The sequence below is a fragment of the Collinsella sp. AM42-18AC genome (assembly GCF_003467965.1).
GTDB lineage: Bacteria > Actinomycetota > Coriobacteriia > Coriobacteriales > Coriobacteriaceae > Collinsella.
The window spans coordinates 73,230-89,168 of sequence record NZ_QSFY01000006.1; the positions used below are offsets into that span (position 1 = coordinate 73,230).

Genomic DNA, 15,939 nt, shown 5'->3' on the forward strand with positions numbered 1-15,939 from the left:
GACGGCGGGGGTGTGTGAAACACCCGTGCACCCCCGCCGTTAAAAACCGTGCTAAAACTAGCAGACGGCGTAGTCCTGAGGCTCGCGGCCGTAGTAGGCGTCCAGGTAGAGCTCCTTGATCTCGCTCATGAGCGGGTAGCGCGGGTTAGCGCCGGTGCACTGGTCGTTGAATGCCTGCTCGGTCATCTCGTCGAGGGTGTCGAGGAAGTACTGCTCGTCAACACCGTAGTCGGCGATGGTCTTCTTGACGCCGATGAAGTCCTTGAGCTCCTCGAGCTTCGTGATGAAGTTCTCGAAGACCTCCTTGTCGTCCTTGCCCTCGATGCCGCAGTACTTGGCCATCTCGGCGTAGTTGTGCAGCGCGTTGGGGTAAGGATACTGGGAGAAGGTACCCATCTTGACGGGAGCCTCGGCGGCGTTGTAGCGCATGACGCGGGTCAGGATGACGGCGTTGGCGAGGCCGTGGGGCAGGTGATGGAAGGCGCCGAGCTTGTGGGCCATGGAGTGGTTGAGGCCCAGGAAGGCGTTGGCGAAGGCCATACCGGCCATGCAGGAGGCGTTGTGCATCTCCTCGCGGGCGTGCGGGTCCTTGGCGCCGTTCGTGAAGCTGGAGGGCAGGTTCTCAAAGACGAGCTTGGCAGCGCGCTCGGAGAGGCCCTTGGTGTAGTCGGAAGCCATGATGGAGACGTAGGACTCGATGGCGTGGGTCATGACGTCGATGCCGGAGGCAGCGGTCAGGCCGCGCGGGGCGGTCATGCAGTTGTCGGCGTCGACGATAGCCATGTTGGGGAGCAGCGCGTAGTCGGCGAGCGGCCACTTGATGCCGGTCTCCTTGTCGGTGATGATGGCGAACGGCGTGCACTCGGAGCCGGTACCCGAGGAGGTCGGGACGGCGACGAAGTAGGCCTTCTTGCCCATCTCGGGGAAGGTGAAGATACGCTTGCGGATGTCCATGAAGTCCATGGCCATGTCCTCAAACTTGCACTCGGGGTGCTCGTACATCATCCACATGATCTTGCCGGCGTCCATAGCGGAGCCACCGCCGACGGCGATGATGACGTCCGGCTCAAAGAGAGCCATCTGCTTGGCGCCGCGACGTGCGCACTGCAGCGACGGATCGGGCTCGACGTCGTAGAAGCAGTCGTGGGCGATGCCCATCTCATCGAGCTTGGCCTCGATGGCGCGGGTGTTGCCATTCTTGAAGAGGAACTGGTCGGTGACGATGAAGGCGCGCTTCTTGCCCATGACGTTGCCCAGCTCGTCGAGGGCGACGGGCGTGGAACCCTTCTTGAAGTAGACCTTCTCGGGAGCGCGGAACCACAGCATGTTCTCACGGCGCTCGGCCACAGTCTTAACGTTGATCAAGTGCTTCACCCCAACGTTCTCGGAGACGGAGTTGCCGCCCCAGGAGCCGCAGCCCAGGGTCAGAGACGGCTTCATGCCAAAGTTGTACAGGTCACCGATGCCGCCGTGCGAGGACGGGGTGTTGATGACGATACGGCAGGCCTTCATGACGTGCTCGAACAGGCTGATCTTCTCGGCCTGAGCGGGGTGCACGTACAGAGAGGCGGTGTGGCCCGGGCCACCGGCGAGCACCAGGTGCTCGGCCTTGTCGACGGCCTCCTGGAAGTCCTTGGCGTGGTACATGGCCAGGACCGGGGAGAGCTTCTCGTGGGAGAACTCCTCCTTGGCGGGGTCGGTGGAGGTGACCTCGGCGATCAGGATCTTGGTCTTGGCGGGAACCTCGATGCCGGCGAGCTCGGCGATCTTGGCGGCAGCCATGCCGGGGATGCGGTGATCGAGGGCGCCGTTCTTGAACATGGCGGCACGCAGGGCCTCCATCTCGGCACCCTGCTTGACGAAGTAGCAGCCGCGCTTCTGGAACTCGGCCTTGACCTGGTCATAGATGGTGTCGATGACGGTCACGGACTGCTCGGAAGCGCAGATCATGCCGTTGTCGAAGGTCTTGGAGTGGATGATGGAGTTGACGGCGAGCAGCACGTCGGCGGTGTCGTCGATGACGACCGGGGTGTTACCGGCGCCAACGCCCAGGGCGGGCTTGCCCGAGGAGTAGGCGGCCTTGACCATGCCCGGGCCACCGGTGGCGAGGATGATGTCGACGTCGCGCATGACCATGTTGGTCAGCTCGATGGAGGGGACATCGACCCAGCCGATGATGCCCTCGGGCGCGCCGGCCTTGACGGCGGCGTCAAGCACGAGCTTGGCGGCGGCGATGGTGCACTTGGCGGCAGCCGGGTGCGGGGAGATGATGATGGCGTTGCGGGTCTTCAGGCTGATCAGCGTCTTGAAGATCGCGGTGGAGGTGGGGTTGGTCGTCGGGATGACGGCGCCCACGATGCCGATGGGCTCGGCGATCTTGGTGATGCCGTAAGCCTCGTCGCGCTCCAGGACACCACAGGTCTTGGTGTTCTTGTAAGCGTTGTAGATGTACTCTGCGGCGTAGTGGTTCTTGATGACCTTGTCCTCAAGAACGCCGCGGCCGGTCTCCTCGATGGCCATCTTCGCCAACGGGATACGTGCCTTGTTGGCGGCCATGGCGGCCTCATAGAAGATCTTGTCGACCTGCTCCTGCGTGTACGTAGCAAAAAGCGCCTGGGCCTCTCGCATCTGAGCGAGCTTAGCCTCAAGCGCCTCTACGTTGTCCACAATTGCGGGAGTAGTGTTTTCCGGTGACTTTTTCACCATTTGTGTCTCCTTGCGATCGGAGATTTACCCTACGCCTTGCATGATAGCAAGAAATTATTCGGCGAACGGTAAGATTCCCGTAAAAGGCATACTAAAACGCTTCAACCACATGAAACGATTCAACTAAATCTATCCGCCCAATGCACCGTTCCACTCATTGTCTGCCAGTGCATCGCCCCGCTCATTGGGGACAGACTTACATGAGTGCTTTCACTCATTGGGGGACAGACATCGATTTGCCATTTTGCCGTTCTGGGCCTGTTTTTGCCGCTCATTGGATATAAATAGATCACAGGCTCAGCATTTCGCGTTCCTTCTCTCCTTTTAGGTGTTGCCTGTTCAGTTTTGAAAGGAGAGATTATGCCTCGATGCGCCCGCGCCGTTTCGCTCACCGGCTATTACCACGTCTTTGACCGCGGTAACTCCAAGCAGATTATTTTTGAAGATGACTCCGACCGTTATCGTTTCTTATCGGATATCTCGGAAAGGTTTGCGCGCCATGAAGTGGCGGTGTTGGCTTGGTGTCTTATGGACAACCACTTCCATTTGATGGTTGATGATCCATTCGACAACCTTTCAAAGGCAATGCAGTGCGCACTGACGGCGTATGCTAAGTATTTCAATGGGAAAACGGGAAGAACGGGCCATCTGTTTGACAATCGCTATTCGCGTGTTGCAGTTGAGTCGGACACGCAGGCGGTTCAGCTGCTCGACTATATTCATCTCAATCCCGTGAAAGGTGCGCTCGACTCACTCGAGGCATACCGCTGGTCAAGCTACAAGGCATACCAGCTGGGCTACGATCCCTTTGACATCTGTGATGCGGCCCCTATGCTCGACATTGTCGGAGGCTCCCGTTGCTATTGCGAGCATCTCAAGGAAGTTGCCGGGCGCATCTGGTCAGTTGAGGTTCTTCCACGCCGACGGATCCACGATGAGGATGCCCTTTCCGTTGCGCGCGAAGTCCTGCCGAGCATAGATCCTGCGCTGCTCAAGGCCCTGCCTCGTCTCGAACGCGATGCCTGCCTGCTGAGGCTCAGGCGGGCGCATCTCACGGTCAAGCAAATTTCCCGTATCACCGGCATCGGCGCTACAAGTGTAACCAAGGCCACCGCGGGCTGGAACGAGGCGGCGTGAGGCAGGGGCCGAACCGCTGCCGGCATGCGTAATGTCTGTCCCCAATTCGTGAAAGCACTCATGTAAGTCTGTCCCCAATGAGTGCAAAAAGGCGCCCTCCGTAGGGGAGGGCGCCTTTGGTAAGTTCTATATGAACGCGAGGTCTTTGACCCGGAGAGTCCGAGGTACTTGTTGGTAAGACCTTATTTAGGAGCGCGCAACCTTGCCGGACTTGAGGCAGGTGGAGCAAACGTTCATCTTGCGACGGTGACCATCGACGACGACGTACACGCGCTGGATGTTGGGGCGGAACTTACGGTTGGTGACGCGGTGAGAGTGGCTGATAGAGCGACCGGCAACGGGGTGCTTACCGCAAACTTCGCAAACTTTGGACATAACTGACCCTCCTTGGGCGACAAACGAACATGTCGCGTTAACAAACAAGCCTGAACTATAGCACAGAAGCAGCTCCCTGTGCGTAATCTACACAGAGATATTCCTCTTTTGGCGATAGTGCTCACGCCACGGCCCTGGACGTAGATCCGATTTGCGTGCAGCAGAGGGGATTATGCCAGCTCGTGCGTGCGTTTTCAAGCTCGTCCCACAAATATATATAGGTTTATGGAGCGCCTGCGCCCGTTTATGGATTGCTTTGTATTTATGCTCGCAATTACGCTCGAGGTTGGCTACACTATTCGTTGACCATTAAAGGGGTACGAGATACCCACATGGAATTACATAGCTGCCAAAGAGCAGCCCTTCCTGTGGGTGTCTGGTCCGCTTTAAGCGGTCGGGCATCTATTTTTTTGACTGTGTCAGCAGTCAAGACATGTGAGGAAGGAGATCGATGGGCACGACTTCCCCCAAGGCGGTCATCATGGACGAGACCGCCGTCAATCGAGCGATGACCCGCATCGCGCACGAGATTCTCGAGCGCAACGAGGGCTGTGAAGACCTCGCTCTGGTCGGCATCGTCACGCGCGGCGACCTTCTGGCAAAGAAGCTCGCCGAGGAGATCAAGGAGATCGAGGGCGTCGACGTTCCGCTCGGCAGCCTGGACATCAGCTTCTACCGTGATGACTATGCGACCAATTTCGCTCCCGCGATCCACGCTACCAACATTCCCTTCAGCGTCGACGGCAAGCGAGTCGTGCTGGTGGACGACATCCTGTATACGGGCCGTACCATCCGCGCCGCTCTTGACGCCGTCATGGACCTGGGCCGTCCGAGCCGCATCGAGCTGGCAGTCCTCGTCGACCGCGGCCACCGTGAGCTCCCCATCTCGCCGGACTTTGTCGGCAAGAACGTTCCCTCGTCGCATGAGGAGAACGTGCACCTATATATGAAGGAAGTCGACGGCCACACCGCCGTCGAGATTAACGACGTCGCGCCGGGTTCCCACGTGGGCTCCGCGCCGCTGGGAGGTGAGTAGTACCGTGGCGTTCAACCATAAGCACCTGATCGACATTACCGAGTACTCCGAAGAGGATATCAAGCTCATCCTCGAGACCGCCAAGGCGTTCTCCGAGGTCAACGAGCGTGCCATCAAGAAGGTCCCCACGCTCAAGGGCAAGACCATCGTCAACATGTTCAACGAGCCCTCGACGCGCACCCGCAGCTCTTTCGAGCTCGCCGAGAAGCGTCTTTCGGCCGACAGCCTCAACTTTGGCGGCTCCTCGACCTCCACGGTCAAGGGCGAGAGCCTCGTCGACACCGTTGAGACCCTCAACGCTTATAAGATCGACTGCATCGTCGTGCGCGACAAGCACGCCGGCGCTCCCTACATCGTCACGCAGAACTCGCCCGCAAGCGTCATCTGCGCCGGTGACGGCAAGCACAACCATCCCACGCAGGCCCTGCTCGACCTGTACACCATCTGGGAGCACAAGGGTGACTTCCACGGTCTGAAGGTCGCCGTCGTCGGCGATATCGCCCACTCCCGCGTTTGCGGCTCGCTGATCCCCGCCCTTAAGATCATGGGCTGCGAGACCTACGCCGTCGCCCCCGGCACGCTGCTGCCGCCGGCGCCCGAGGTCCTGGGCTGCGACCACGTGACGAGCGACCTCGATTCCGTCCTGCCCGAGCTGGACGTCGTCTACATGCTGCGCGTGCAGCAGGAGCGCCTCGAGGGTGCCCCGTTCCCGACCATTCGCGAGTACCACAAGCTCTTCGGCCTGACCAAGGACCGCGAGAAGCTCATGAAGCCCGACGCGATCATCTGCCACCCGGGCCCCATCAACCGCGGCGTCGAGTTCGACTCCTATATGGCCGACCACCCGCAACGCTCCGTCATCCTGGAGCAGGTCTACGCCGGTATCTGCGTGCGTATGGCTATCCTGTATCTGCTGCTTGGAGGTGCCGATAATGGCCTTGCTTCTTAAGAATACCCACGTCGTCGACCCGTCCGTCGAGCTTGACGGTGTCGTTGACGTCCTGATTGACGGCGACAAGATCGCCGAGGTCGGCGAGAATCTCGCCGTCGAGGGAGCCGAGGTCCGCGACCTTTCCGGCAAGTACCTCGTCCCCGGCCTTGTGGATATGCACGTTCACCTTCGCGAGCCCGGCTACGAGGTCAAAGAGGACATCGAGAGCGGTACCCGCGCAGCTGCCAAGGGCGGCTTTACCGGCGTGTGCGCCATGCCCAACACCGATCCCGTAACCGATAACGGCACTGTCGTGGAGTTCGTCAAGTCCCGCGCTGCCGAGGTCGGCCACTGCCGCGTCTATCCGTCGGGCGCCATGACCCGCGGTCTTAAGGGCGAGGCCATGTCCGAGATGGGCGATATGGTCGCCCACGGCGCCGTCGCCTTCACCGATGACGGTCGCGGCGTGCAGGGCGCGGGCATGCTCCGTCGCTGCATGGACTACGGCAAGATGTTCGGCAAGGTCTTCATGAGCCACTGCCAGGACGAGGACCTGGTCGGCAACGGCCAGATCAACGAGGGCAAGGTCTCGACCCGTCTGGCCCTCGAGGGTTGGCCGGCTGCCGGCGAGGAGCTCCAGATCGCCCGCGACATCGAGATCGCCAAGCTGACCGGTGCCAAGCTGCACATCCAGCACATCTCCACCGCCCATGGTCTGGAGATCGTGCGTGCCGGTAAGGCCGCTGGCGTTCAGGTTACCTGCGAGGCCACCCCGCACCACATGTTCCTGACTGAGAACGACCTGGACGAGACCTACAACACCTCGCTCAAGGTCAATCCGCCGCTGCGTACCGAGGAAGATGCCGAGGCCATCCGTCAGGGCGTCATCGACGGCACCGTCGACGTTATCGTCACCGATCACGCTCCCCACACCCCGTGGGAGAAGGCCCGCGAGTTCGAGCTTGCGCCCTTTGGTATGATCGGCCTCGAGACCTCGCTGTCGCTCGTACTCACCGAGCTGGTCAATACGGGCAAGATGAGCGTGGGCCGCATGGTCGAGCTCATGGCCATCAAGCCGCGTGAGATCCTGGGCCTCGACCAGGTTCAGGTCAAGGCGGGCTCCGTTGCCGACCTGACTGTGTTCGACGCGTCCGCCACCTGGACGGTCGGTGAGGACGGTTATGAGTCGCGCGCCGAGAACTCCGGTTTTGCCGGTCGCACGTTTACCGGTCGTGCCACCGATGTGTTTGTCGGCGGTAAGCAGACGCTCGCCGACGGCTGCATCTGCTAGCATAGCCTTATCGCTTTTGTGCGCGGTGCCCTTGCGGTGCCGCGCTTTCTGTTCGTTTTGACCATGCAACCGCATGGGGGATTGGAGCGTCTATGCCCACACCTTCCACTGCACGCATGCATGACTTCGAGGTCGTCTCGAACCAGGAGATCGCCGAAGGCATCTTCTCGCTCGTCATCTCGGCCCCCAAGCTTGCAAGTGCGCTCAAGCCCGGTCAGTTTGTGAACATTGCCGTGCCCGGCGATGCGTCCTCGCTGCTTCGCGTGCCCCTGAGCTTCTATCGCGCCGACGCCCAGGCCGGCACCGTCGAGCTGTGGTACGCCGTCGTGGGCGACGACACCCGTCGTCTGTCGCAGATGGCCCCCGGTTCCAAGTCCAACCTGTTGGGCCCTGGCGGCCGTGGCTGGATGGTACCCGAGGGCACCAGGAAGGCTCTGCTCGTCGCCGGCGGCATCGGCGTTCCGCCTGTGCTGTGTCTTGCCGGTATGCTTGCCGAGCAGGGCGTGGATGTCGACGTGTGCCTGGGCTTTGGCACCGCTTCCAAGGCCGTGGGTGTTGATGAGTTCCGCGCGTTGGGCGCCACGGTTAACGTGTGCACCGACGACGGTTCGCTGGGCACGCACGGTTTTTGCACCGACCCGGCAGCCGAGCTGCTCGGCGAGGGCGGCTACGACTATGTGGCCAGCTGCGGTCCCGCCGTCATGATGAAGAAAGTCGCCGCCGCTGCCGCCGAGGCCGGTGCGTACTGCGAGGTGTCGCTCGAGCGCATGATGAGCTGTGGCTTTGGCGCCTGCAACACCTGCAATGTCGAGACGGTCGACGGTATGAAGGGCGCCTGCATGTGCGGCCCCGTGTTCGATGCTTCCAAGGTGGTGGTCTTCTAGTGGGTACCGTGAACATGGCCGTCGATTTCGGCGGCGTCAAGATGCAGAACCCCATCAACACCGCAGCCGGTACCTTTGGCTACGGTTGGCAGTTCCAGAACTTCTTTGATGTTTCCCAGCTGGGCGCCATCACCACCAAGGGTTGCGCTGCCGAGCCCTGGCCCGGCAACCCCGCGCCCCGCATGGCCGAGATTCCCGGCGGTATGATCAACTCCGTGGGCCTTCAGAACCCCGGCGTGGCCGCCTTTGCCCGCGAGTCCGGTCCGTGGCTCGAACAGTTGTCCAAGGACGGCTGCCAGGTCATCTGTCAGGTTGCCGGCCACTCCGTTGACGAGTTTGTCCGCGCACTCGAGATGTATGTCGAGCTGTGCCCCTGGGCTGCCGGCTACGAGATCAACGTGAGCTGCCCTAATATCGCCGCCGGCGGTGCCGCCATGGGCTCCACGCCCGAGGGCGCCTCTTCCGTTATGGCTGCCTGCCGCAAGGTGACCGATAAGCCGCTGTTCGTGAAGATGGCGCCGGTCAACGTCGCCGAGATTGCCAAGGCTCTCGAGGCTGCCGGTGCCGACGGCCTTTCAGTCATCAACTCCATCCAGGGCATGGCCATCGACGTCCATACCCGCAAGTCCCGCGTGGCCAAGCCCAAGGGCGGCCTTTCGGGCCCGCTGTGCCACCACATTGCCGTGCGCATGGTCTGGGAGGTTGCCCAGGCCGTCGATATCCCCATCAACGGTGTCGGCGGTGTCATGACCGGCGAAGATGCGGCCGAGTTTATCCTGGCCGGCGCCACCTGCGTGTCGGTCGGCATGGCCAACTTCGTCGATCCGTGCGCTTCGCTCAAGATCGCGCACGAGCTCGAGGCCTGGGCCGAGTCTCAGGGCGTGAAGGACATCAACGAACTGGTAGGTGCGTTCGAATGCTAGAGACCGATGCCCGCGACCGTGTTATCGTCGCCCTCGACTGCGACCGTGAGCGTGCGCTCGAGCTTGCCCACGAGCTTTCGGGCCATGCCGCCTGGCTCAAGGTTGGCATGACGCTCTATTACGCCGAGGGTCCTGAGATCGTCAAGACGTTCAAGGATTTGGGCTTTAAGGTCTTCCTTGACCTCAAGTTCCATGATATTCCGCATCAGGTTCGCGGTGCCGCCCGCTCGGCCTCGCTTGCCGGTGCCGATCTGCTTTCGGTCCACGGCTTGGGTTCGGGCGCCATGCTCGCTGCCTGCCGCGAGGGCGCCGAGGAGGCGCGCGAGGACCGCGCCAAGCTCGTCGCCATCACCGTGCTCACGAGCATGAACCAGGATGCCTTGAGCGAGATCGGCGTCGAGTCGCCCGTGGCCGAGGAGGCCGCCCGCCTGGCAAAGCTCGCTCAGGCCAACGGCATCGACGGTATCGTGTGCTCGCCGATGGAGGCTCACGACATGCGTGAGCTGCTGGGTCCCGATGCCCTGATCGTGACTCCGGGTGTGCGTCCGGTGGGTGCCGCCCTTGGTGACCAGTCTCGCGTGGCGACGCCTTCCCAGGCTATCGAGCGTGGTGCAAGCCACATTGTTGTGGGACGTCCCATCACCGGTGCCGACGATCCGGTTGCCGCCTTTGACGCCATCGTCGCCGAGCTGGTCGAAAACGTCGCGTAAAAGATTCCCCTAAGTCACCACTTTTGGGTCTCATTAGCACAAAATAGCCCCTGTGCCTGCGTAAACTTTCCCATCCTTTGTGTGGAATCGCAGGTCAGGGGCTTAACTTTGGGCGCAGTATATTGCACTTTTTGCGGGTATCGTCTAACCTATGGAGCCGCTATTGGGCATTTTGTACGTTCTACGTGCTAAAATGCCAATTATTGAATCAGATATAACCCAACTATTTGGAGGTACGAATGGCACTCCCTCAGCTTACCGATGAGCAGCGCAAGCAGGCTCTTGAGAAGGCTGCTGCCGCACGTCACGCCCGCGCTGAGCTTCGCGAGCAGATCAAGAAGGGCGAGAAGTCCCTCGAGTCTGTGCTTAACTCCGATGACCCCATCGCTTCCCGCATGAAGGTTTCCACCCTCATCGAGTCTCTCCCTGGTTATGGCAAGGCCAAGGCCGCCAAGATCATGGAGGAGCTCGGTATCTCCGCTACCCGTCGCGTCCAGGGCCTCGGCGTCCGTCAGCGCGAGCAGCTCCTCGAGCAGCTGACCAAATAAGTGAGCGCTCAGGATTCCAAGCTCTTTGTGATTTCTGGACCGTCAGGCGCAGGCAAGGGCACGCTCGTCACTCGTGTGCGCGAGCTCCGCTCGAACCTGGGCCTGACGGTTTCGGCTACCACGCGAGCACCACGCAAAGGTGAGGTCGACGGCGTCAACTACTTTTTTCTGACGCGCGAGGAGTTCGACCGCCGCGTGGCAAACGGTGAGTTTGTTGAGTGGGCCGAGGTCCACGGTAACTGCTACGGCACGTTGGTGAGCGAGGTCACATCCAAGCTCGCCTCTGGCTCGTCCCTGATCTTGGAGATCGATGTCCAGGGCGCCCTGCAGGTGAAGGAGCGTTTTCCCGAGGCCGTGCTGATTTTTATCAAGCCGCCTTCGCTTGAGGTGCTCCGCGAGCGTCTAGTCGGTCGCGGTACCGAGACGCCCGAGACGATTGAGCTGCGTATGGCAAACGCCGCCGATGAGCTTGCCCTTGCCGACCGCTACGACGACGTCGTGGTTAATGACGATCTCGACCGCGCGACCGATGAGCTCGTTCGCGTTCTCGATATGCATGAAAGGATCTGAGGTCCGTGTCCGTTGTAAAGCCTTGCATTGACGATCTTCTGGAGAAGACCGATCACAACCGCTTCCTGCTCGCTTCGCTTGCCTCCAAGCGCGCCTGCGACATCAATAGCATGCTGCGTGGCCAGCACAACCGCGTGCTTGCCGTCCAGGATGTCGATGACATCACCATCGGGCTTTCCGGTGCCGATACCATCTCGATGGCTATGGACGAGATTGTCGACGGCGACATCTCTTACGACGAGGCCCGTTACGAGAAGGCGCTCGGCCACAAGGTTGCTGAAGCCTAAATGGCGGCTCGCGTCTGCCTGGTCCACTATCACGAGGTTGGACTGAAGGGCAAGAACCGCGCACATTTTGAGCATATCCTCATGGATAACATCAAGGCGGCCTTGGCCGCCTTTTCCGTGAATGCCGTGTCTCGAATTTCCGGTTATATCCTCGTGACCTTTAACGAGCATCAGGCCGACGAGGCGGCGCGTGTCATTCGCACCGTTCCCGGCGTTGCTCGCGTGTCTTTGGCGTATCACACCAATCGCGACCCTCAGGAGTACTGTGCCGCCGCCGTGAAGGCGCTGCGCGAGTTTGGTTCCTTCGATTCGTTTAAGGTGCACGCCAAGCGCTCCAATACCGACTATGAGCTCACCTCGATTGACATCAATCGTCAGGTGGGCGAGGTGTTGTGTGAGGCCTTCCCCGATAAAAAGGTTCAAATGCACGACCCCGATGCGATGGTGCACGTACTGGTGGTCCAGGGTAGCGTCTACGTGTATGCGCGCTCCGAGCGCGGCGTGGGCGGTCTGCCGGTGGGTTCTGCCGGCAAGGTCGTGACGCTGCTGTCGTCGGGTATCGATTCTCCGGTGGCGACCTGGATGCTCGCGCGTCGCGGCGCGGTGTGCGTGCCGGTACATTTCTCTGGTCGTCCGCAGACGCCCGATACGAGCGAGTATTTGGTGCAGGACATCATCCGTGCGCTTGAGCCGGGTGTCCAGATCGGCCGCCTGTACGTGGTGCCGTTTGGCGACTGCCAGCGTGAGATTTCGGTCACCTGCCCCAGCAATCTGCGCGTGATCATGTATCGCCGCATTATGTATTCGGTTGCCGAGCACATTGCACACATCGAGGGCGCCAAGGCCATCGTTACGGGCGAATCGCTTGGGCAGGTTGCCTCCCAAACGCTTGAGAACATCATGGCCGTCAACGAGGCCGTGAAGATCCCCGTGTTCCGCCCTCTCATCGGTTCGGACAAGCAGGAGATCATCGCGCGCGCCGAGGAGATTGGTACGTTCGATATCTCGACTGAGGCCGCTCCCGACTGCTGCACGCTATTTATGCCGCGCCGTCCCGAGACGCATGCCAAACTCGATGCCGTGCATGAGGCCTGGGAGTTGTTCGATCATGAGGAGATGATCGAGCGCCTGCTCAAGCAGACCGAGTACATCGACTTCGAGAGCAACACGTATAAGGCCCCTAAGACCTTAAAACGCAAACATTCGGAGCTTGCTCCGCGTGAGATTTACCAAGATCACGAGTAATTTTGTGCATAGACCGACGATGCGCCTGCATCGTCGGTCTTTTGCTATCTGGGCATTTTGCGGCTAAGTGTCCATTTGCTGACGTGTGCCTGAATAAATGGACAGATTTGTGCAAGGTTTTGGTTGGTTTTTGGTTTGACCGCTAAAACCGGTTTTGGAGCGTGGCTGTTGCAGGGCTCTTTTCCTGACACGATGTTGTTGGGAGGTTTTGCTATGGCGCAGCGCGAACAACACGAACGGGTCAAACGGATGGACCGCTTGGCGGACAAGCTGCTCGGTCATAAGGCAGTGGTGATGGCGATACTGGTTGTCATTGCGATGGCGAGCGGCTTGGCGATGGCGAACCTTGGCGGCGGTGCTAGCGGCGTGTCTTTTGAGCGGACTGATGGTTCGGGCTCGTTGGTGGAGCCGGGATCCGGCGATGCTTCGAGCGGAAAGACATCCGAAGGCTCTTCGCCTAAGGCGTCTGCTGCGGCAGAGGTCTATGTCGATGTTGATGGCGCCGTTGTGTCGCCCGGCGTATATCGTCTCAAGGACGGCGCGCGGGTGGCTCAGGCGATTGATGCCGCCGGCGGGCTGGCGCCCGAGGCAGACGTTACGGGGCTCAATCGGGCATCTAAGGTCACTGATGGACAAAAAATCCATGTTCCAACGGTAGGGGAGCAGCAGGCGTCCATTGCGGAAGCCGGTGTTGATGGTGGGGTTTCCGCATCATCGGGCGCGGGTGGCGCAACAGGCCTAGTAAACATCAATACGGCAAGCGCAGAAGAGCTGCAGACGCTTTCGGGCATCGGCCCCTCCATGGCCCAGTCGATTATCGATGAGCGGACAAAGAACGGTGCTTTTTCTTCGGTTGACGATCTGATGCGTGTGTCGGGAATCGGCGAGAAGAAGCTTGCCAAAATCAAAGATTGCATCTGCGTATGAGTGCGACCGAGCGCGAGCACGTGATGCCTCCGCGGCCCCTGATGCCGTGGACGATGGCCCTGTGTGCCGGCATGTGCATGAGCTGCGTCTTGGTGCTCAACATGGTCGCTGATGCGCTGCTGAGGGAGCGGGCTCCGGCGGTCGGGCCGCTATGGGCCATTCCCGTTGCGGCGGCGGTATTCGTTGTGCTGGCTCAATCTTGTGCGCGGCTTGCCCCTTGGAAGCGGTGGCTGTATGCCGCGTCCGTCGGTCTCGTGGCGGGAGCGGTCGTCTCGGTGTGGTGGGCTGTGGGCACGCTAGGCGCCTCGAAGGCGCTCGATGGTCGAGCGGCAAGCAGCCTCGAGTTTGTCGTGCAGGGTGATCCATCCATAAACGACGACGTGTATTCCTATACCTGCGAGGCACGCGCGGACGGTAAGAACCTGGCAACGGTTCGCCTATCGTTTGACCGCGAGCTCAAGGTCGGGGCGCACGTGCGTGTTATCGGTCGCGTTTCACGTTTTGAGAACGATGCGTATGGACGATCGCGCGTGCTCCGAGGCGAGGTGCGCAAGGTTAAAGCCGTTCGGATTGTGTCGGTCGATGAGGGCTCTCCGGGGCCGCTGCTTCGGCTGCGAAATGGGCTGCTTGCGTCCATCGCGGCTGCGACCGACCCGGCGCGTGCGCTCATAGCCGGTGTCGTCTGCGGTCGTTCGGCCGAGCTGCGCGCCCAGCCGGCGGGCGACTGGTTTTCGGTGACGGGAACTGCGCATCTTATCGCCGTCTCGGGCAGCCATTTGGCTATCGTGGGGTTTGTAATCGAGGGTTTATTGCAAAAGACTCGGTGCTCACGTGGTCTTCAGCGGGCGATACTGGCGATAACGCTTGTGGGCTACGCTGCCTTTACGGGCGCGTCTCCCTCGGCCGTGCGCGCGTGCTGCATGGTGTTCGCGACGCTTGTCGTAAACGGCGCGGGGCGTCGCCGGCACGGCGCATCGGCACTCTTTGTTACCATGTCCATCTTTGTGCTACTGAGGCCGACGGTGCTGTTCGAGATGGGCTTTCAGCTTTCATGTGCCAGCGTTTTTGCCATCCTGTGCTTTTGCCCGTACGCCACCTACGCTTTGGGTGAGCTAGGTGTGCCATCGGGCATTGCCAGTATGCTTTCCGTCACGCTGTGCCCGCAGTTGGCGACCCTTCCCATTACCATTCCTGCCTTCGGAACGTTCTCGCTCATTGCTCCGCTGGCAAATGCGGTCATCGGTCCGGTGGTGAGCGTACTGCTCGCTATGTCGATCGTGCTGGTTCCCTTTTCGCTCGTGGGACCGTTGCGGACTTTGGCGCTCGTTGTGCCCATGATTGCCGCCCGTTGCGCGCTGTTTTTCGAGCAGCTGTTTGCCGCCGTGCCGGGTGCATCCGTGAGCGTGCCGCCCGATAGCATGTGGATTTACCTAGTGCCGTGTTTGCTGGCGGTTCTGCTTGTCCGGTGGCCGCGTCCCCGTGCACGTCCTATGGCGGTGGGGCTTGCATGCCTGGTGCTCTTGGCTGCGATTCCGTACGTCTACTGGGATCGATTCGCTCCGCCTTCGGTGACAGTGCTCGATGTGGGCCAGGCCGATGCGATTCTTATCCGCCAGGGCGGCGCAGTAGCACTCGTCGACTGCGGACTCGACGAGCGCGTGGTGGCGGCGTTGGTCCGCAATAACGTGCACCATATCGATGCCGTCTTTGTGACGCATTGGGATGAGGACCACTGGGGTGGTCTGCCTGCCGTGCTCGAACAGTTTTCGGTCGGAACGATTGCCGTAGCGGCGGATGCGCTGGAGGATGCTCCTGCCGAGGTATTGAACCGACCTGGCGTGGAGTATCGGCAGGTGCGCCGTGGGGATACGGTCGATATCGGCTCATTTTGCGCCCGCGTGATGTGGCCATTCGAGTCCGTGGATGGCGAGGGAAATGAGGATTCGCTTGTCCTGCTGCTCTCTTATGTTCAGGAAGGCAAGGGCCTGCGTATGCTCCTCACCGGTGATGCCGAGCTCGACCAAGAACGGGAATTCGTGCAGGAGGTGGGGGATATCGACGTACTTAAACTTGGGCATCACGGCTCTAAGGTTTCAGTTGATGGTGAGTTGCTGGACGTCCTGAAGCCCGAGCTTTCCCTCGCGAGCGCGGGCGAGGGGAATCGATACGGCCATCCGTCCGACGCCTGCATCGATGCCGTTAAGGAAGCGGGCGGCGTGTTCGCGTGCACTATCGAACACGGCGACATTACCGTCACGCCGACTGCGAATGGCTTTGCGATGCGATGCCAGCGACCGTGACGACGTCGTTGGCGTGTGGTGGGCCCCTGGGCTAGAATGGCACGGAGCGAATACGAATGCCTGCGGGAG

At 60.8% G+C, this 15,939-nt stretch carries 15 protein-coding genes; 13 read left to right on the forward strand and 2 right to left on the reverse strand.

Features of this window, described 5'->3' with window-relative positions:
• Positions 1-57: 57 nt before the first annotated feature.
• Entirely contained in the window at positions 58-2,706 is a 2,649-nt protein-coding gene (gene adhE, locus DW913_RS04910) for a bifunctional acetaldehyde-CoA/alcohol dehydrogenase (protein ID WP_117797767.1), read from the reverse strand.
• Positions 2,707-3,066: 360 nt separating this feature from the next.
• Here adhE and DW913_RS04915 point away from each other — a divergent pair, with 360 nt between their 5' ends.
• On the forward strand, positions 3,067-3,843 hold the full coding sequence (locus tag DW913_RS04915) for a transposase (RefSeq protein WP_117797768.1): 777 nt from the start codon (positions 3,067-3,069) through the stop codon (positions 3,841-3,843).
• 186 nt (positions 3,844-4,029) lie between these two features.
• On the opposite strand, the gene rpmB is transcribed toward DW913_RS04915, so the two are convergent.
• Entirely contained in the window at positions 4,030-4,218 is a 189-nt protein-coding gene (gene rpmB, locus DW913_RS04920; protein WP_022094725.1) for a 50S ribosomal protein L28, read from the reverse strand.
• Between the two features lie 451 nt (positions 4,219-4,669).
• Here rpmB and pyrR point away from each other — a divergent pair, with 451 nt between their 5' ends.
• From pyrR to DW913_RS04980, 12 genes are all read left to right on the forward strand, one after another.
• A complete protein-coding gene (pyrR, locus tag DW913_RS04925) occupies positions 4,670-5,254 on the forward strand; it encodes a bifunctional pyr operon transcriptional regulator/uracil phosphoribosyltransferase PyrR (protein WP_006236123.1) in 585 nt (194 codons plus the stop codon).
• 4 nt (positions 5,255-5,258) lie between these two features.
• Positions 5,259-6,203: an aspartate carbamoyltransferase catalytic subunit gene (locus DW913_RS04930; protein ID WP_035138537.1), complete on the forward strand. Its 945-nt coding sequence runs from the start codon at positions 5,259-5,261 to the stop codon at positions 6,201-6,203.
• Entirely contained in the window at positions 6,187-7,476 is a 1,290-nt protein-coding gene (locus tag DW913_RS04935; RefSeq protein WP_117797769.1) for a dihydroorotase, read from the forward strand. Before DW913_RS04930 ends, DW913_RS04935 begins: the two co-directional genes overlap by 17 nt.
• A 116-nt stretch (positions 7,477-7,592) precedes the next feature.
• Positions 7,593-8,360, forward strand: coding sequence for a dihydroorotate dehydrogenase electron transfer subunit (locus DW913_RS04940; protein WP_117797770.1), 768 nt, complete (start codon positions 7,593-7,595; stop codon positions 8,358-8,360).
• A 14-nt stretch (positions 8,361-8,374) separates the two neighbouring features.
• Positions 8,375-9,283: a dihydroorotate dehydrogenase gene (locus DW913_RS04945; protein ID WP_006236128.1), complete on the forward strand. Its 909-nt coding sequence runs from the start codon at positions 8,375-8,377 to the stop codon at positions 9,281-9,283.
• Positions 9,277-9,993 (forward strand): orotidine-5'-phosphate decarboxylase, encoded by a 717-nt coding sequence (gene pyrF / locus DW913_RS04950; RefSeq protein WP_035138533.1) that lies wholly within the window; start codon positions 9,277-9,279, stop codon positions 9,991-9,993. The genes DW913_RS04945 and pyrF overlap by 7 nt, the downstream gene beginning before the upstream one ends.
• A 239-nt stretch (positions 9,994-10,232) precedes the next feature.
• Complete coding sequence (gene mihF, locus DW913_RS04955; protein WP_006236130.1) at positions 10,233-10,541, forward strand: integration host factor, actinobacterial type; 309 nt, start codon at positions 10,233-10,235, stop codon at positions 10,539-10,541.
• On the forward strand, positions 10,542-11,111 hold the full coding sequence (gene gmk, locus DW913_RS04960; RefSeq protein WP_117797771.1) for a guanylate kinase: 570 nt from the start codon (positions 10,542-10,544) through the stop codon (positions 11,109-11,111). It abuts the gene before it with no gap.
• Between the two features lie 5 nt (positions 11,112-11,116).
• A complete protein-coding gene (locus tag DW913_RS04965; RefSeq protein WP_035138532.1) occupies positions 11,117-11,398 on the forward strand; it encodes a DNA-directed RNA polymerase subunit omega in 282 nt (93 codons plus the stop codon).
• On the forward strand, positions 11,399-12,643 hold the full coding sequence (thiI, locus tag DW913_RS04970; protein ID WP_117797772.1) for a tRNA uracil 4-sulfurtransferase ThiI: 1,245 nt from the start codon (positions 11,399-11,401) through the stop codon (positions 12,641-12,643).
• 213 nt (positions 12,644-12,856) lie between these two features.
• Positions 12,857-13,570, forward strand: a complete 714-nt coding sequence (locus tag DW913_RS04975) for a helix-hairpin-helix domain-containing protein (protein ID WP_117797773.1) — start codon at positions 12,857-12,859, stop codon at positions 13,568-13,570.
• On the forward strand, positions 13,567-15,870 hold the full coding sequence (locus DW913_RS04980) for a DNA internalization-related competence protein ComEC/Rec2 (protein ID WP_117797774.1): 2,304 nt from the start codon (positions 13,567-13,569) through the stop codon (positions 15,868-15,870). Before DW913_RS04975 ends, DW913_RS04980 begins: the two co-directional genes overlap by 4 nt.
• Positions 15,871-15,939: the final 69 nt, after the last annotated feature.